The sequence below is a fragment of the Neobacillus niacini genome (assembly GCF_031456445.1).
Classification (GTDB): domain Bacteria; phylum Bacillota; class Bacilli; order Bacillales; family Cytobacillaceae; genus Neobacillus; species Neobacillus niacini_I.
In genome coordinates this window covers 73027-89979 of the sequence record NZ_JAVDUQ010000021.1, presented here as the reverse complement: position 1 = coordinate 89979, position 16953 = coordinate 73027, and the positions used below count along the sequence as shown (strand labels likewise).

The window sequence follows — 16953 nt, the reverse complement described above, 5'->3', positions numbered from 1 at the left end:
CGAATCCGAGGAAGAATCCCGTCCACGGTAGCGTATCTGGGTTCTATGCGACCGAATCCGAGGAAGAATCCCGTCCACGGTAGCGTATCTGGGTTTTATGCGACCGAATCCGAGGAAGAATCCCGTCCACGGTAGCGTATCTGGGTTTTATGCGACCGAATCCGAGGAAGAATCTCGTCCGCGGTAGCGTAGCCATGTTCTATGCGACCGAATCCAGAAAAGAGGCCCATCCACGGTAGCGTAGAAGAGTTCGATGTCCTTCATAAGGTAGACAAAGGCAAAAACAAAATAAATCTAAGTAAAACAGTCAGATTTATTTTGTATCCTCCATCAGAATATTATATAATTTTCGTTAGGGTCATTCCTCAAAAGGGGCTGTCCGTATAATTTATTCAATTAAGGAGTAATTCAAATGGAAAAAGTTTTGATTTTCGGGCACAAAAATCCCGACACAGATTCTATTTGCTCTGCACTTGCCTATGCAAATTTGAAAAAACAATTAGGAATGGATGTTGAACCAGTCCGCCTGGGTGAAGTTAATGGCGAAACTCAATTTGCTTTAAACTATTTCAATGCTGAAGCGCCTCGCTTGGTAGAAACAGTTGCAAGCGAAGTCAACTCTGTCATCCTTGTTGACCACAACGAACGCCAGCAAAGCGCGAGCGATATCACCGATGTTCGTGTTTTAGAAGTCATCGACCATCACCGAATCGCTAACTTTGAAACAAGTGATCCGTTATACTATCGCTGCGAACCAGTAGGCTGTACAGCAACTATTTTAAACAAAATGTACAAAGAAAACGGCAAACAAATCAGCAAAGAAGTTGCCGGCCTTATGCTTTCCGCAATCATTTCTGACTCTTTATTATTCAAATCACCAACCTGCACTGAACAAGATGTTGCTGCGGCACGCGAGCTCGCAGAAATCGCTGGTGTTGACGCTGATACATATGGCTTAGAAATGCTAAAAGCCGGTGCTGATTTGAGCGACAAAACCACTGAACAGCTTCTTTCCCTTGACGCAAAAGAATTCGAAATGGGTTCAAGCAAAGTAGAAATTGCTCAAGTCAATGCGGTTGATACAGACGAAGTTCTTTCACGCAAAGAAGAATTAGAAGCAGCGATTTCAAAAATTGTAGCAGAGAAGAACTTAGATCTTTTCCTATTTGTTGTTACCGATATCCTAACAAACGATTCAGTGGGATTAGCAATCGGAAGCAAAGCTAGTGCGGTAGAAAAAGCTTATAATGTAACGCTTTCTAACAACACAGCTGTACTAAAGGGCGTTGTTTCTCGTAAAAAACAAATCGTCCCTGTCCTAACAGATATCTTTAACAAAGGTGAATTTTAAAAAAGAAAAACCCATCCATAATAAATGATGGGTTTTTCTTTTATTTTACAGAAGGAAAATACGGAAAAAATGGCGAATCAATGAGAGAGATTTTTGCCAATATTAATGAATTATTTGAAATTCAAATTCACTAAGGAGGATAATGATGGAGGTCAGACAATTAGATTCTATCAATGCAGGACAATATCAAAGACTGCGTTTAGAAGCGTTACAAATAAATCCTGAAGCCTTTGCCTCAAGCTATGAGGAAGAAAAGGAATACTCCTTGGAAACCTACGCAAATAGACTGAAATCACCCGATGTCTTTACCTTTGGTGCTTTCGAAAATGAACAGCTATATGGGGTTGTTACTTTAGTAAGACAATTAAAGCGAAAGGTAAGACACAAAGCCGATATTTTTGCCATGTATGTTTCTCCTGAAAAACGGGGAAGGGGATTGGCAAAATCCTTAATGGAGGCAGTCATTAGGAAAGCAAAGGAATTGGAAGGCGTTGAACAAATAAATCTAACCGTCGTATCGACCAATGAATCTGCGAAAAAACTTTATTTTTCATGCGGTTTTGAGACCTTTGGAATCGAGAAAAGGTCTGAAAAAGTTGATGAAACATATTATGATGAAGAGTATATGGTGTTATTTTTATAAAATTGTAAAGTCGGTTCCAAAAGGGAATCCGGCTTTTTTTATAAAAATAAATGGTCAAAGATTCACTTTTGGCAAAATTAGGACTAATATCTCATATATCCATAATTCAGCCAAGAGTGATAAAATAAGGGTATTAATAAAGGAAACGGAAAAAATTTTAACATAGTATGGATGTAAGGATGGTTTGTGGTTGTAATGAAAAGGCTTTTTGTTGTCGTCATTGTTTTTTTTATCACATTATTTAATACATATAATATTAAACATTTAGTTTCTGAAAAATTAGGTAATTTACTTCCATCTCAAATAGCGGAAGCCATATTAAAGAAGGATGAAATAAAACCCAAAAATATAAAACCAGCTGTGAAAGAAAAACAATTACTTGATGTACCCTTAATCAATCAAATGGCGGAACCTCATCTAAAAAATGGTTGTGAAGTTACCAGTTTAGCCATGATTCTAAATTATTACGGAAAAAAAGTTACGAAAAACGAATTAGCAAAAAGGATAAAAAAAGTTCCTCTCCATTATCCTCATAACCTAAAGGGTAACCCCAATATTGGCTTTGTAGGTGACATGGCAGATGGACCAGGACTTAGTGTCTATAATGGACCTATTTTTGATTTAGCTAAACAGTATATGGGGGACAAGGTAATCAATTTAACGAATCGACCATTTGAGCGGATTCTTGAAAAAGTAAGCCTAGGTATGCCGGTTTGGGTTATTACCACAATGAATTTTAAAGATGATGTGAAATTTCGAAAATGGGATACACCCCAAGGAACCATCTATATTACATTTAGTGGACATAGTGTTGTGATTACAGGCTATGACAAAAATTATATATATGTCAATGATCCCTATGGTTATAAAAATAGAAAGGTAAGTCGTAAAGATTTTATAGATGCATGGTCGGTTATGGGGAAACAAGCGATTGCAATTGAATCATAAAAAGAAAAGCATGATCACTCATTTTAATCGTACTTTAACGATAGAATGGAGAGTCTGAAATTACGCTTTACAATTGAATTTCTTCAATGGCATTACCAATTGTTATGTGATTTATGCATTAATTGTGGTTTAAAAACCTCATAAAGCCTTTTAAATCAAAAAATAGCAGAGCAAATTCATGTGCGCTGCTTATTTTATATATTTTATATGTGTTAATTATACCTGCGGGTTGTCCAAAAGAGGAGGGGTTACTTTAAATAGCATCCAGAACTTTTTGATATGTTTATCCTAACGCAATAAATAACAGGTCATTGACTGAAAGCATTGGCAGACACTGTTTTTTAATTAATTTCTCATTCTTTCTTTTATTTCTGAAGTTACGAATAATATAATTGGAAAAATAACTTGAAAAGGGAATGCATAATAAAAATATACTTGAAATGCCCAATTAGACATTTCCATAATACTGTTATACAGAGAAAATGAGAAATAGAGCATTAAAAGTCCCACCTGGATAACAATTGATCTGTAGTCATCTAAACGAAACAAGCTTGTTATCCCTTTACATGCTACCAATAAACAAATGCTTACTTTAATAAATGCACCTACTACAAAAACTAAAGCGACCGATAATTCAATCCTTTCAATGAAGTCACCGATTTTTATTCGACTTACAGCCACATATTCAGGAAAGTATACTTTTTCATGCAGCCCTCCCAAGGTCAATATATTTCTTAAGGTAATGATAATAATAAGTAATCCTGCAAATAATGTTCCTATAATAAATACTTTATATAGTGAATTTTTTGTTTTTAGGGACGAGAAAATTCCAAGGAAAACCACCGATTCTGCAAAAGGAAATGAAAAAGCTGTAGCTCCTCCTTTTAATATAACTGGAACCCCATTGCTAAATATTGGTCTCAAATTGCGGATTTCTAAAAGGTTTAATCCCATTATTTGAACAGCTATCATCATAAATAGAATTACAGGTAATATTAATGCACTACTCCTAGCTAAAACCTCTACACCAGATTTGGTACCTAAAATACATATGATTGTTAAGCAAAACATAGGAACTAACATTGGTGTTTCGGGCATAGAAACAGTATTAATAAATTCACCAAAGTTGCGAATAACAAGAGCTCCCAGATGGAAGGAATACCATACATATAGAATAGTAAATATTTTCCCAATTATTTTACCAAAAACAATTTCCAAAATTTCGAATAAGTCTTTTCCAGGGAAGAGGGATAAGATACGAGAGTAAATCAAAATCATCGGAAGTGCCATAAATATCCCGACAATCCCACTAATCCAGGCATCATTTTTTGCCTCTCCACCGATGCCAAGGATCAGTGAACTTCCAAAATAAAAAATCATTAAAAGGCAAATCGCTTCCTTGTTAGTGATTAGCTCCTTCCGCATAATTCACCTACATCCTAAAAAGTAATAACACAACTTGTTTAATTGGTTCTGATGGACTTGGAATTTTAATCCCAAATGTTAACAATACTGCACATGTAAAGGAACAAAATGCTAGAAATGAATTGATCCATAAATCACGCCATTGTTTTTGTTTATAAAGAGGAATCGATTCAAAAGCAAGTAATAAACCATATCCAATGACTGTTAAAAAAATCATTATAAATCTCCTTTTTCGATAGAATCTAATAATATTCCGCTTCCTTTTATATGTACCTTCGCATTCACATTAATAGCTAGTTCCTTAAAGTATTCTTTTCCCCATCTATTTTCAACTTGATTCCACAGCTTCGGATTTTCTTCACGCAGTTTTGCTCCAAACCCGAAGATATCAACCCCAAATGATGTTTGTACATGATGGATACTTTCTTCAACACGGGTTATTAAGTCTTTTTCAGCTTGATGTTCTATTTGTTTTATTGTTTTATCATCTATATTTTTAATACTTCCGTTAATTTCATCTAAAGCAGTGGTTGTATTTATTTGAATGTTGAAACCCATCTTATTTTTTTTAAAAATTGGCTGAATGCTTGTTTTACTTTTAAATATTTCCAAAGAAACAGGTGTTCGTTGTTTGCCATTGGGCAGACTTGTAATAAATAACCCCCCTTTCACTTCATTCAAAATGAACATTAAATTCTTCGTTTCTTCCCCATTTAAAAAGCCAATTAATTTGTCCCTCTTAAAAATTGCTGTTCCTATAATCGCTGGTGATAATTTTTGGTTTCTATTTATTGATAAATGAATGGTAGGCAATATAGCAACAATTCCTGGGGCTTCCAACTTATTAATGAAATCCCATACATCCATTGTTAGAGCTTTGCTTAGCATTTTCTGACTTTTAAGTTTGGTTTCTAATTCATAAGAAATTAATTGTTCGATACCCTTGCTCTTTGCAAAAATATCTTTTGCTGATTTTTCTTCAGATACCAAAAGAACAACATCTGCTCTTGTTTCTGAATCACGAGTAATCCAATCTAATACCTTAATAACCCCCTCCCTTGCAATCTTCTTACTTAAAATAATAACTTTTGTATGACCCCAGTATAATTTTCTGCCTGCAATGGATATGCCATTTCTGACTGCATCAAACATTGTATTTCCTTCCATTGTTATTTGGCGTGAAGTTAGTTTGAATTCCTTGCCACCACCGATTTCGACAATTTCCGCCGTAAGAATGTATTTACTATTTTTCCCTTTATCAATTGCAAGCCCTGCAACAATTGTCATTCTATCGATTTCGCGATAATTCCAGCAACCAGTTAACATAGTTGTATGAAGAGGAATCACAACAAAAAAAAGTAGAAGAATCTTATTTTTCATAAATGTTTACTTCCTTTTTGGGTTTTTGCCTGCTTGTCTTACTAAATTTCGGGCTCCAATAATTTTTGGTCGTAAAGTCATTGTCCACCATGGGGAACGAATCCATATATCTTGTCCATTATGATTTTTCATCGTAGATAGGCCCATCATATAGGGAACGCCAAATGAACGGATATTCATCAAATGAAGAATTACTAAAAGAATGCCAAAGATATACCCGTATATTCCTATAATGGATGATAACAATAAAAGAAAAATTCGGATTAATGCAACGGGTCCCAGGTTAGTAGGGTTTAGCAATTTCATTATTCCCGAAACCGCAGCAATAATAACAACAGGAGCGCTCACTAGCTTTGCCTCTACAATGGCCTGACCTACTACTAATGTGCCGACAATATTTACAGCCTGACCTATTGTTGCAGGCATTCTAATTCCTGCTTCGCGAATCATATCAAAAATTAATAACATAATGAGTAAACCAAAACCTGTGGGAAAGGGGACACCTTGCCGTGCGGAAGCAATACTTAATAGTAAAGGAGTTGGTATAAATTCCTGATGATAGGTAACAACAGCGAGATAGATTGCTGGTAAACTCATCGAAGTAAACATCGCAACTGCCCTTAAAAATCTGTTAAAAGAGGCAAAAAGAAAATGATTGTAATAATCTTCATTCGCCTGAAGACCCTCTATAAATAAATAGGGCACAGTCAAAACAAACGGGCTCCCATCGACAATAATTGCAATTCTTCCTTCGAGCAGTTTTGAAGCCACGACATCGGGTCTCTCACTATAACCAACTGTATTAAATAAAGAGAACGGAGCATCCCTGATTAACTCTTCTATATATCCGGAGTCAAGGATGCCATCAATTTTAATCTCCTCCAAGCGTTTTTCTAATTCAACTAGAATATCATTTATGACTAATTCATCTATATAGCAAATACATGTTTTTGTACAAGTTCTTTCACCAATTTCTTTAAATTTAAATTTGAGGTCTTTATTTTTTATGATTCTTCGAATAAGGGTCAAATTAGTCATAATTGCTTCTGTAAAACCTTCTCTGGGTCCCCGGATAACTCGAGCCGAATCAGGTTCCGAAATCGACCTCGCTTCCCATCCCTTAGTAGCAAGGATAAGCGCTTCATCATAACCGTCCAATAAGAAAATGGTTTTGCCTTCAATTAGGGATGTAACAAGTAGGTTGATGTCTTTTGACTTTTTTATATTATTTGAAACAATGATTTTATAATGTAGTTCCTCCAAAAGATTTTTGGAATTAATCCCCTTCTCCAAATCATGATTTAAGATAGGCTGAATAATATCCTCATTCAAAATTTTTGAATTTACCATACCATTGATATATATCACACTACATTTTGCAGCAATGAGAAATTTATTTTGAAAATTTCTAACGATTAGAGTTTCATCGTTTTGAAAGAGATTATAAAATAATTCAATATTTTGATTAAGAGATTTCCTTAATAAAGGTTCATCAGTGTCTTGAAGCTCATTTTTATGTTCCATTGTTACCTTATTGCGAGACATTGCAATCACCTTTCAGCCGTAATTGCTATTAATATTCCCATGAATTTCAAGAAATATTTAACTTCCATCTGGTTCCTTATCTAATTTGTCATAATGAATGAAGATTTACATTTAAATGGGGGAGAATGCAGTATAGGTCAAGGAATGGTTATTATACAAATAGTAGGTAGAGTTAGGTAAAAATGGTGATGGTGGTACATGAGTAAAAGGGTGATACAGATTATTCATGACTAATTGTATCACCCTTTATTTTTTTGACTTTTAACAATTTAAGTCTTTATTTAATTTAATTATTTCGCAGTACAACAATATTTACCCGGCGATTTGCCTGACGGTGTTCTTTCGTATCATTTGGATAAAGCGGCTTATATTCACCATAACCGGAAAATTGAAGCCTTTTATCGGAAACCTTTTTCGACTCAAAAAAGTGAAGCACACTGACAGCTCTAGCAGAGGAAAGCTCCCAGTTTGAGACAAAAGCAGCATTGCCAATCGGAACATTATCCGTATGTCCTTCAATACTAATCGGATTTGAAACCGTTCTAATTAATCCAACAATATCATTTAATGTTTTGAATGAACTCTTTTTTAAATCAGCCTTACCTGGGTCAAAAAGGATGACATCCTTTAAGGAAACTTCAACCCCCCGTTTTGACTCCTGAAGAGTAACGGTTGCATGTAAATGATTTTTTTCAATGTATTGCTCAAGTTTTTGTTTTAATTTATCTAGTTCAACATCTTTTGTTTTTGTTTCAGGCTGAACCACCGGGACTGGCGCATTTTTTTGCTGCTTCGTAGTTGTCGGGCTAGGCGAAAGGCCAACCTGCTCATTTTGTACTTGGGTACCAGTCAATTCACTCTTAAACGATTCCATAATCGCTTCATATTTTGATTTATTAATACTACTTGCCGCAAATAAAACAATAAACAGTGCCAAAAGGAGAGTTAGTAAATCAGAGTAGGGGATAAGCCATGTTTCATCGATATGATCTTCATGTTCCTCATCGAATTTTCTACGCGATTTTCGCATCTTGCTTCTCACCCTCTGCATTTCTCTCGAATTTCTTAAGTTCCTTTGGAGGTAACGAAACCGATAATTTTTTTTCCAAAGCACTTGGGGAAAGTCCCTGATAAATAGCAAGTAATCCTTCAATGGTAAGAAGTTTTATATCTTGTTCTTTTTTAGATAAACGTTTTAATCGATTTGCAATGGGATGCCATAATACGTAACCGGTAAAGATACCTAATAATGTCGCGATAAATGCTGCTGAAATGGAATGACCTAGTTTATCGACATTATTTAAATTTCCAAGTGCAGCGATAAGACCAACTACTGCGCCAAGAACACCTAAAGTAGGAGCATAGGTACCTGCTTGAGTGAAAATGAGTGCACCGGTTTTATGGCGTTTGTCAATGGCTTCCACCTCATCCAATAAAACCTCTTCAATAAACTCTACATCATATCCGTCAATAATCATTTCAAGCCCATTGCGCAGGAATGGATCTTTTGTGTTTCCGGCAATTTCTTCAAGGGCAAGGAATCCTTCCTTTTTTGCAATTTCTGCACATTCTACTAAACTGGAAATTTGCTGCGACTTGGAAGGTAGTTTTGGTTCAATAAGGGCGATTTTTAATAATTGGGGGAACTTCTTAATTTCACTGAATGGAAATGCCACCATAATCGCAGCTGCTGTTCCGCCAAAAATAATGAGGTAGGCTGCTGGATTGTATAATGATGTCAGTGAAGCTCCTTTTAAAACCATCCCGAAACCGATTGCTAGTAATGCCAACAAAATTCCAAAAATACTAGACATTATTTTTCTCCTTTAAAAATAATAAAATAAAGTTATAATCACATTGTACGTTAATCAACAAACTTCGACAATTACGATTTTGATTTTTTATAGAATAAAAAAGAAGTTTTTGATAGAAAATCAAAAACTCCCAGCCTGTAGAAGTGATTTTGTTAATATTAGAAAATATCAAAATTTTGTTTGACGAGCATCTGTTAATTTTGTAACTTTAAACTAAACTAAAATTAACGTTATTCTATTTTTTGAAGGATGTGTCTGTACAGAGTGAATTTTATGGTAGATAGTGGATTAGAAAAATTAAGTCGGAGTATTTACAATTATTGCGGATTGCGCTTTAGCGATCGACTTCCCACTCTTAAAGAAAAGCTTTCGAAGAGGGTCGGGGAACTTGGACTTTCCTATGAAGAATATTATGGGTATTTACAAATCACACCTGGAGAATGGGATATTATGGTAGAAATATTAACGATCAATGAAACCTATTTTTATCGGGAAGAGGGCCAATTAAACGAGTGTTGTTCGGTCGTATTACCCCAGCTAAGACAAATAAAGAGAAACCGCCCGCTAAGGATTTGGAGCGCAGCTTGTTCCACGGGAGAAGAGCCTTACACCCTGGCCATGTTAATCCAGGAAACGGGAAAATTCCCTCCAGGAACAGTGGAAATTATTGCTACTGATATCAATAAGAAGGTCCTTCAAAAAGCTGAAAAGGGATGGTATCATAAAGGTTCGTTTGCATTTCGAAGAATACCAGAAAAACTATTACAGAAATATTTTTTAGAAGAAAATGGGGGATATCAAGTCCACTCTACCATTCGGAATATGGTTCGCTTTCAACCTTTAAACCTCTTGAATAAAGGTAAAGCTGCACAAATAGGCGAGGTAGATATCATCTTCTGTAGGAATGTATTAATATATTTTGATCAAGAGACCACCAAGCAGGTTATCCGTTGTTTACATCATAACTTGGTGCCTGGAGGATACTTGTTTCTAGGTCATGCCGAATCGATCACACAAATGGACCTGGGATTTCGAAAAGTGGATTCTGATAAGACTTTTTATTATCGAAAGGAACTTGATTAGAATGAAGAAGTATAGTGTATTGGTGGTTGATGACTCAGCCTTTATGAGGAGAACTATCAGTCTGATACTTGAAAAGGATCCACAATTTTTTGTTATTGGTATTGCAAGAAATGGGTTGGAGGCTGTTGAAAAGGTTCAACGTTTACAACCAGATTTAGTTACAATGGACCTGGAAATGCCCGTAATGAATGGATTAGGAGCTTTAGAACAAATTATGGAAAAATCCCCTGTTCCTGTCGTCATGATAAGTTCACGTACGGGAGAAGGGGCCAAGGAAACCATACAAGCTCTTGAATTAGGTGCTGTAGATTTCTTTTTAAAAGATAAACTGATTCAGAATCCAATCGATGATCATCAGGTACAAGAGTTTTTACAGCGTCTTAAAGGTATAGCAGGGGGAAAACTTCCCAGTACCTCTTACATAGAACATCCGCGAAAAAAAGAAGTAAGGACCATGAAACAACGGCATATTGATCTTGTTTTTATTGGATGTTCCACGGGGGGGCCATCTGCCTTACAAGCAATTTTGCCCCATTTTCCTAAGGATTTTCCCATTCCGATTGTTGTTGCACAACATATGCCGCTGGGGTTTACCAAACCTTTGGCCCATCGTTTTAATAACCTATGCCAATTAAATGTAATTGAGGCGCAGAACGATCAGGTAATTCTGCCAGGAACGATTTATATTGCCCCCTCGGGTTATCAAACAAGGTTTGAAAGGAAACCGAATGGCACAGTGGTATTTAAAGTAGATGACTCTATGGACGTAAAAACTTTATACAAACCAGCGATTGATATATCACTTGAATCCGCTGCTCCCATTTTTGCGGACCAATTGTTATCCATCATTTTAACTGGTATGGGATCAGATGGAATGCATGGGTGCAGTTTTGTTAAAAAACATCGGGGAAATGTGTTCGTAGAAGCTGAGGAAACTTGCATTGTGTATGGGATGCCAAAGGCGGTTAAGGAAGCAGGATATGCCGACGGACAATATGTACTATCGCAAATGTATCAGGAAATAATCGCTTTTACTATTTAACGGATGGTCTTTAGTTAAAAGGAAGGGATGACTGGTGGGTATTGTCCCTTCTTTTATTATGAATCTAGGATTTCTTCAAAAACTATCAAAAATATTATAATTTCTTATCGAAAAATCTCATGACTAAATTTGGACTATGAGTTATAATGTAGAGTAATTGGAATATGTTATCCAGATGAAAGTAGGGAAGTTGTTTGGAAGTTAATCAAATTTCAATCAAAATAAATCAAACAACTCAAGCGGATGGTGGAAAACAAACTTCTGCCGAAAAGGCGGAAGGTACCGCTAATTCCTTTGATCAAATATTGGCGATGTTCAATCTTCTTGGTCAAGCCAACCAGGAGGCCGAGAATAAATCTTCCTCTTCCATGAAAGACAGTTCTAAATTGTCCAGTACGAATCAGGAAGATGAAGAGAATATTAGCCCGGAAGAATGGCAGCAAATAGAAGCAATTTTACTTGCTTGGATCCAAAGCGGCCAGCAAGTTTCACCTTTACCGACAGGCGAAAATCCGGTAATGAATAATACTTCAGGAAGTGAGTCCCAATCACCCATCAATTTGGCGCAACTAGGCCCATTACTTCAAAAAGTTGGGTTACAAAAGATGGATGGACTTAATCAACTGTCAGATTCGGATAAAAATAAACTTGTCCAGACAATTCAGGATTTACAATCACTTGCACAACAAAAGCCATCTGAAATTTCAAATGATATACAAGGTCAAAAATTATCTGAAATTCTAAAGGAAATAGAAAATAAACTCGGTATTATTTTGAACGGTGAAAAATCGGAAAATTTGTTAAAAAGTGAGCCGTCAGAAATTGGCCAATCCCGACAACCGTTATTTGTTGATATCAAACAAAATAGTAATCTTTTATTTAAACCGCGGTTGAGCTTGGATAAAAATCAAGTAGATTTCCCATCCTCTATTAATTTAGATAGTAGTGTGCTTGATGGGAGTAAGCAAATAAAAATCAATGAACAACCATTTCTTGTAAATTTACAGCCGCAAACGACCACAGGATGGAATGGTTCTGGCGATTCAGTTGCTCCATCCGTGTTACCGGTTTCTAATTTTGTTCCGGAAGTCAGTGAATGGATGGGAACATTTATGAGAATCTCAGCGGGGCAAACGGGTGGAACCGAAGCGAAATTTTCTTTATATCCTGAGCATTTAGGACATGTTGAAATCAAGATTTTCTCTCAAGAAGGGCAGTTATCTGCACAAATCCTAACAGACACGGCTATGGCAAAAGATGCTTTGGAAGGCCATTTGCATGATTTAAGGCAGGCACTCCAGCAGCATGGAATCATTGTGCAAAAGCTTGATATTTCTCAGCAGGCTGTTCCATCCACGGAACAGAATCAGGCCAGCTTATCCTTTTCTCAAAATGGTTCAAGTTCTTCTTATGAACAACGTTCCTTCACTTTTAATCAGAATCCGTTGAAAAAGCAAAATGATTCTAATCAAAATGAAATAGAAACAGAGCCAATACCGATTACATATGGGAGGACAGCTCCTAGGTCAACTTCAAGTATCGATTTTACTGCATAGAAAGGAGTCCAAGATTATGAACAGTTGGGTAGATATTTCCAATGCCTCCCAAACGAATTCTGTTTTTAATAATGTAAAGCCTTTTGAACAAAAAAGCATTCTGGGAAAAGATGATTTTTTGCGGATATTGACAACACAATTGTCCCATCAGGATCCCTCGAGTCCACTTCAAGATAAAGATTTTATCGCGCAGATGGCGACGTTTAGTTCTTTGGAACAAATGACGAATTTAAATAATGCTTTCGATAAGTTTGCCAGCCAGCAAATGAGTCAATATGCTTCTTCTATCGGAAAAGAAATTAGTTGGACTGGGGAGGATTCAAGTTCTCCGAGCACTGGCGTCGTGGATGGAATTTCCATGCAAGACGGAAACTATTTTTATCTTGTAGGGGATCAAAAAGTCCCGATGGAAAATGTTACTGAAATCAAGGAAGTCAAACCAGAAACTGAATCATAAATGGGGGAACGAACATGTTAAAGTCACTTTACTCTGGAGTTTCCGGAATGAAGGGTTTTCAAACGAAACTTGATGTAATCGGAAATAATGTTGCAAACGTTAACACGGTAGGATTTAAGAAAGGTCGCGTAATGTTTCAAGATATCATCAATCAAAATATTGCAGGTGCAACCGCCCCTACCACCCAAAGCGGCGGTGTGAACCCTAAGCAAGTAGGGCTCGGTACGAAAGTTGGTTCAATCGATACCATCCATACACCAGGAAGTCCAATGACAACCGGTGTTGGGACTGATTTAGCGATTGATGGAGATGCTTACTTTGTTGTTTCTCCGGAAGATCCTAGTAAAGTTGGAACAAGCTTTCTCACTAAAGCTGGAAACTTTACAAGAGACGCAAATGGAAATCTTGTCAATTCTAATGGGTATTTTGTAACAGGAGTTTATAACGATAGCAATGGAGATGCTGTTAAGGTACCAATAAACATTGTAAAATGGGAAGATGCAAATGGTGACTCTCATAAATTTACCTCATATTCAATTGATACGAATGGTTATATAAACGTTGTGGATGATGCTGGAAATAGTGGAAAGTTAGCGTATAGTTCGGGAAAATATTATTTGAATAAAATTGATCCGGATAATCCTGATGCATATAACGCTAACGATGACATCTCTATAGCAACCGCTGTTGTTTCTAACCCAGGCGGATTACAAAAAGTAGGGAATACAATGTTTGCTGTAACAGGAAACTCAGGAAAAGGCACACCTGATCGTATCCAAACCAACAAAGGTGGTACCATCAACTCCGGTGTCCTTGAGATGTCCAACGTGGACTTAACCGATGAATTTACTGAGATGATTGTGGCACAGCGCGGTTTCCAAGCAAATGCTAGAACGATTACTACTTCAGACTCTATTTTAGAGGAGCTTATAAATCTAAAACGATAGATTGGTAATTTTGTAAACTATTTATCTCCCCTTAGTTAAAGGTATGTGATTGAATCTTTCAATAAACTCAGGGAAGAGTGAAGGGGGGATGCCCTGTGGCAGATGTATTATCACAACAAGAAATTGATGCTCTTTTATCAGCGTTAAATAACGGCGAACTGCAGGCATCAGAAGTTCAAGAGAAAAAGGAAAAAGTAAAAGTATATGATTTCAGGCGGGCGATGCGTTACTCCAAGGATCAGTTACGCAGTATTGCCAGAATTCATGAAAATTTTTCTAGGTTATTAACTTCTTATTTTTCAGCCCAGCTAAGAACCTTTGTTCAAATTGAAATCGACCTTGTTGACCAGGTGAACTATCATGAGTTTATCTCGTCTATCCCTTCCAAAACCATTATCAATCTGTTTGAAGTGAAACCAATGGACGGAAAAATGGCAATGGAAGTCAATCCCCAAATCGCTTATGCAATATTAGAGCGGATGTTGGGAGGACAAGGGGACCCTGCTGCCCGATCCGAATCACTTACAGAAATAGAAACAAAGCTTTTGCAAAAGATTTTTACCCGAGGATTTTTGATGTATCAAGAGACTTGGAAAAATATTGAAAATATTCATGTGAAATTGGAAGGGATTGAATCAAACCCACAATTTATACAAATTGCTTCTCCAAATGATACGGTGATTATTATCGTTCTACGTACAACGATAGGAGAAATTACAGGACCAATGACAATATGCTTACCGCATTTAATCGTTGAACCAGTACTGCCCAAATTAACGACACATCAATGGCTTTCTTCCATGTCGAAAACGAATGATACGCAGCAGGATTTATTAAAGAAAAACTTAGACACAGTAAATATCCCTGTGATAGCTGAATTAGGCAGAGCCACCTTACCGGTCTCCGATTTGCTGAACTTGCAGATTGGTGATGTGATTGGAATTGAAACAGGTAAACTTCGGATCAAAGTAGGAGATTTGACAAGGTTTTTGGGAAACCCTGGCCTTCAAAAAGGGCGTTATGCTATCCAGATTGATCAAGTAATCCACAACGAAGGAGATGACCTTTAAGATGACCGAGGGATCATTATCTCAAGAAGAAATCAATGCATTATTTAATCAATTAAATGAAAATCCAAGTTTATCGATTGAGGATTTCTTGAGCCCTATGGAGCAGGATGCTTTAGGGGAGATTGGCAATATATCATTAGGAAGTTCTACTACCGCACTTTCTACCCTGTTAAATCAAAGGGTTGAAATCACGACACCAACATTGTCTGTGATTGAACGTGATCGCATGGAAGATCTTATTGAAGAAGTACATGTGGCTGTATTTGTGGATTATACGGAGGGACTGCGCGGCAATAACGTTTTGATGATTAAAGAAAACGATGCGAAAATCATTGCGAATTTAATGATGGGCGGGGATGGTACCTCACTTGACACAGAACTGACAGAGTTGCATCTCAGTGCCGTACAAGAGGCAATGAATCAAATGATGGGATCGGCTGCCACATCAATGTCGACGATGTTTCATCAAAAAGTGGATATATCACCTCCATCTATTGATGTCCTTGGGTTTCCCCCGAAAAAGTTGGAAGCATTCGCGGATGATATTATCATCAAAGTTTCCTTTCGGTTAAAGGTAGGAAACCTAATTGATTCGAATATGATTCAATTCATTCCACTTTCCTTTGGGAAGGAATTAATACAACAAATTTTCAAAACTCATGATCCAGTACCACCTTCCACTCCGATTATAGAGGAAAAGCCAGTCAGACAAGCCCAAACGACTGTAGTGAAACCTGAAGCGGCTCCACCTTATGAGGGAAGTCCAGTTTCTCAAATTCCTGTACCGCCGCCGGTCAATGCCAATGTACAAAAGGTTGAATATGGTGCTTTTCCAGAGCAGCCTGCAGCTAGCAATTTCAAAGGCAATCTTGATTTGTTATATGATATTCCTTTAGAAATTACCGTTGAGCTGGGAAGAACAGAGATGGAAATTCGCAAGATTCTAGAATTGGGACCCGGTGCTGTTATCCAGTTGGATAAATTAGCCGGTGAACCTGTGGATATTCTAGCGAACCATAAGCTGATTGCAAAGGGAGAAGTAGTGGTTATTGAAGAGAATTTTGGGGTTCGGATTACAGATATCATTAGCCCTATCGACCGTTTAACGAAAATGACCATGTAAAGATAGATGATATTGGAGGAGAATTCAATGGCAAAGGTATTAATCGTTGATGACGCTGCTTTTATGCGTATGATGTTAAAAGATATTTTAAGTAAAAATGGACTTGAAGTAGTTGGAGAGGCAGTGAATGGTGCTGATGCAGTTGAAAAATACCATGAGTTGCAGCCTGATGTCGTGACTATGGATATTACGATGCCTGAGAAAGACGGGATTTCGGCTGTTAAAGAAATCAGGGCTTCTTATCCGAATGCGAAAGTGATTATGTGTTCTGCGATGGGGCAGCAGCCGATGGTATTAGAGGCCATTCAGGCCGGTGCAAAAGATTTTATCGTAAAACCTTTCCAAGCGGATCGAGTTATGGATTCCATTACTAAGGTGTTAGGAAATTAAATTCAAAGGGGAATTTTCAATAAAAGCGAGAAGTGCATGGAGCCATTTAGTTAATCCGTTCACTCTCGCTTTTTATACGCTATCTAGTTTTTTGATGATAGATAAAAATCTATCAAAAAATTTTAGAAAAATAGTAAAAAATTAATAATTTGGAGTAAATTTGAAACTGCGTACATATT

At 36.9% G+C, this 16953-nt stretch carries 17 protein-coding genes; 11 read left to right on the top strand and 6 right to left on the bottom strand.

The genetic code is table 11. From position 1 onward, the window contains the following. The first annotated feature begins 412 nt into the window (after window positions 1–412). The 3 genes from J2Y67_RS17085 (at window position 413) to J2Y67_RS17075 (ending at window position 2942) form a co-directional block, all read left to right on the top strand. Window positions 413–1351: a manganese-dependent inorganic pyrophosphatase gene (locus J2Y67_RS17085; protein WP_310176040.1), complete on the top strand. Its 939-nt coding sequence runs from the start codon at window positions 413–415 to the stop codon at window positions 1349–1351. Window positions 1352–1496: 145 nt separating this feature from the next. Then, window positions 1497–1994, top strand: coding sequence for a GNAT family N-acetyltransferase (locus tag J2Y67_RS17080; protein WP_310176039.1), 498 nt, complete (start codon window positions 1497–1499; stop codon window positions 1992–1994). A 195-nt stretch (window positions 1995–2189) separates the two neighbouring features. Further along, entirely contained in the window at window positions 2190–2942 is a 753-nt protein-coding gene (locus J2Y67_RS17075; protein WP_310176037.1) for a C39 family peptidase, read from the top strand. A gap of 345 nt (window positions 2943–3287) precedes the next feature. Here the strand turns inward: J2Y67_RS17075 and J2Y67_RS17070 are convergent, their stop codons facing one another. The 6 genes from J2Y67_RS17070 to motA all read right to left on the bottom strand — a co-directional run bounded on the left by J2Y67_RS17070 (window position 3288) and on the right by motA (window position 9106). Beyond that, window positions 3288–4367, bottom strand: a complete 1080-nt coding sequence (locus tag J2Y67_RS17070; RefSeq protein ID WP_310176036.1) for a GerAB/ArcD/ProY family transporter — start codon at window positions 4365–4367, stop codon at window positions 3288–3290. Window positions 4368–4374: 7 nt separating this feature from the next. Beyond that, window positions 4375–4584 carry a hypothetical protein gene (locus J2Y67_RS17065; RefSeq protein WP_310176035.1) on the bottom strand — a complete coding sequence of 70 codons (210 nt, stop codon included), beginning with the start codon at window positions 4582–4584 and terminating at the stop codon, window positions 4375–4377. Further along, window positions 4584–5747 carry a Ger(x)C family spore germination protein gene (locus J2Y67_RS17060; protein ID WP_310176034.1) on the bottom strand — a complete coding sequence of 388 codons (1164 nt, stop codon included), beginning with the start codon at window positions 5745–5747 and terminating at the stop codon, window positions 4584–4586. Before J2Y67_RS17060 ends, J2Y67_RS17065 begins: the two co-directional genes overlap by 1 nt. Before the next feature lie 6 nt (window positions 5748–5753). Then, window positions 5754–7292 (bottom strand): spore germination protein, encoded by a 1539-nt coding sequence (locus tag J2Y67_RS17055; protein WP_310176033.1) that lies wholly within the window; start codon window positions 7290–7292, stop codon window positions 5754–5756. 286 nt (window positions 7293–7578) lie between these two features. Next, complete coding sequence (locus tag J2Y67_RS17050; RefSeq protein WP_310176032.1) at window positions 7579–8322, bottom strand: OmpA family protein; 744 nt, start codon at window positions 8320–8322, stop codon at window positions 7579–7581. After that, window positions 8306–9106 (bottom strand): flagellar motor stator protein MotA, encoded by an 801-nt coding sequence (gene motA, locus J2Y67_RS17045; RefSeq protein WP_310176031.1) that lies wholly within the window; start codon window positions 9104–9106, stop codon window positions 8306–8308. Before motA ends, J2Y67_RS17050 begins: the two co-directional genes overlap by 17 nt. A gap of 273 nt (window positions 9107–9379) precedes the next feature. On the opposite strand from motA, the gene J2Y67_RS17040 reads away from it, so the two are divergent. The 8 genes from J2Y67_RS17040 to J2Y67_RS17005 all read left to right on the top strand — a co-directional run bounded on the left by J2Y67_RS17040 (window position 9380) and on the right by J2Y67_RS17005 (window position 16774). Next, a complete protein-coding gene (locus tag J2Y67_RS17040; RefSeq protein ID WP_310176030.1) occupies window positions 9380–10189 on the top strand; it encodes a CheR family methyltransferase in 810 nt (269 codons plus the stop codon). Window position 10190: 1 nt separating this feature from the next. After that, window positions 10191–11231: a protein-glutamate methylesterase/protein-glutamine glutaminase gene (locus tag J2Y67_RS17035; RefSeq protein WP_310176029.1), complete on the top strand. Its 1041-nt coding sequence runs from the start codon at window positions 10191–10193 to the stop codon at window positions 11229–11231. Window positions 11232–11425: 194 nt separating this feature from the next. After that, window positions 11426–12787, top strand: coding sequence for a flagellar hook-length control protein FliK (locus J2Y67_RS17030; protein WP_310176028.1), 1362 nt, complete (start codon window positions 11426–11428; stop codon window positions 12785–12787). A gap of 16 nt (window positions 12788–12803) precedes the next feature. After that, the gene (flgD, locus tag J2Y67_RS17025) at window positions 12804–13244 is read left to right on the top strand and encodes a flagellar hook assembly protein FlgD (RefSeq protein WP_310176027.1); all 441 of its coding nucleotides are present in this window, start codon (window positions 12804–12806) and stop codon (window positions 13242–13244) included. Between the two features lie 14 nt (window positions 13245–13258). Next, window positions 13259–14191 (top strand): flagellar hook-basal body complex protein, encoded by a 933-nt coding sequence (locus J2Y67_RS17020; protein ID WP_310176026.1) that lies wholly within the window; start codon window positions 13259–13261, stop codon window positions 14189–14191. A gap of 95 nt (window positions 14192–14286) precedes the next feature. After that, complete coding sequence (fliM, locus tag J2Y67_RS17015; protein WP_310176025.1) at window positions 14287–15261, top strand: flagellar motor switch protein FliM; 975 nt, start codon at window positions 14287–14289, stop codon at window positions 15259–15261. Window position 15262: 1 nt separating this feature from the next. Further along, window positions 15263–16384, top strand: a complete 1122-nt coding sequence (gene fliY / locus J2Y67_RS17010) for a flagellar motor switch phosphatase FliY (RefSeq protein WP_310176024.1) — start codon at window positions 15263–15265, stop codon at window positions 16382–16384. Window positions 16385–16411: 27 nt separating this feature from the next. Continuing rightward, the gene (locus tag J2Y67_RS17005; protein ID WP_310176022.1) at window positions 16412–16774 is read left to right on the top strand and encodes a response regulator; all 363 of its coding nucleotides are present in this window, start codon (window positions 16412–16414) and stop codon (window positions 16772–16774) included. Window positions 16775–16953: the final 179 nt, after the last annotated feature.

Coding starts and splice junctions, on each gene's coding strand:
- J2Y67_RS17040 (WP_310176030.1), top strand. CDS start 9,380: ATGGTAGATAGTGGATTAGAAAAATTAAGTCGGAGTATTTACAATTAT.
- J2Y67_RS17070 (WP_310176036.1), bottom strand. CDS start 4,367: ATGCGGAAGGAGCTAATCACTAACAAGGAAGCGATTTGCCTTTTAATG.
- J2Y67_RS17075 (WP_310176037.1), top strand. CDS start 2,190: ATGAAAAGGCTTTTTGTTGTCGTCATTGTTTTTTTTATCACATTATTT.
- J2Y67_RS17035 (WP_310176029.1), top strand. CDS start 10,191: ATGAAGAAGTATAGTGTATTGGTGGTTGATGACTCAGCCTTTATGAGG.
- J2Y67_RS17065 (WP_310176035.1), bottom strand. CDS start 4,584: ATGATTTTTTTAACAGTCATTGGATATGGTTTATTACTTGCTTTTGAA.
- flgD (WP_310176027.1), top strand. CDS start 12,804: ATGAACAGTTGGGTAGATATTTCCAATGCCTCCCAAACGAATTCTGTT.
- J2Y67_RS17060 (WP_310176034.1), bottom strand. CDS start 5,747: ATGAAAAATAAGATTCTTCTACTTTTTTTTGTTGTGATTCCTCTTCAT.
- J2Y67_RS17050 (WP_310176032.1), bottom strand. CDS start 8,322: ATGCGAAAATCGCGTAGAAAATTCGATGAGGAACATGAAGATCATATC.
- J2Y67_RS17055 (WP_310176033.1), bottom strand. CDS start 7,292: ATGTCTCGCAATAAGGTAACAATGGAACATAAAAATGAGCTTCAAGAC.
- J2Y67_RS17005 (WP_310176022.1), top strand. CDS start 16,412: ATGGCAAAGGTATTAATCGTTGATGACGCTGCTTTTATGCGTATGATG.
- J2Y67_RS17080 (WP_310176039.1), top strand. CDS start 1,497: ATGGAGGTCAGACAATTAGATTCTATCAATGCAGGACAATATCAAAGA.
- fliY (WP_310176024.1), top strand. CDS start 15,263: ATGACCGAGGGATCATTATCTCAAGAAGAAATCAATGCATTATTTAAT.
- J2Y67_RS17020 (WP_310176026.1), top strand. CDS start 13,259: ATGTTAAAGTCACTTTACTCTGGAGTTTCCGGAATGAAGGGTTTTCAA.
- J2Y67_RS17085 (WP_310176040.1), top strand. CDS start 413: ATGGAAAAAGTTTTGATTTTCGGGCACAAAAATCCCGACACAGATTCT.
- motA (WP_310176031.1), bottom strand. CDS start 9,106: ATGTCTAGTATTTTTGGAATTTTGTTGGCATTACTAGCAATCGGTTTC.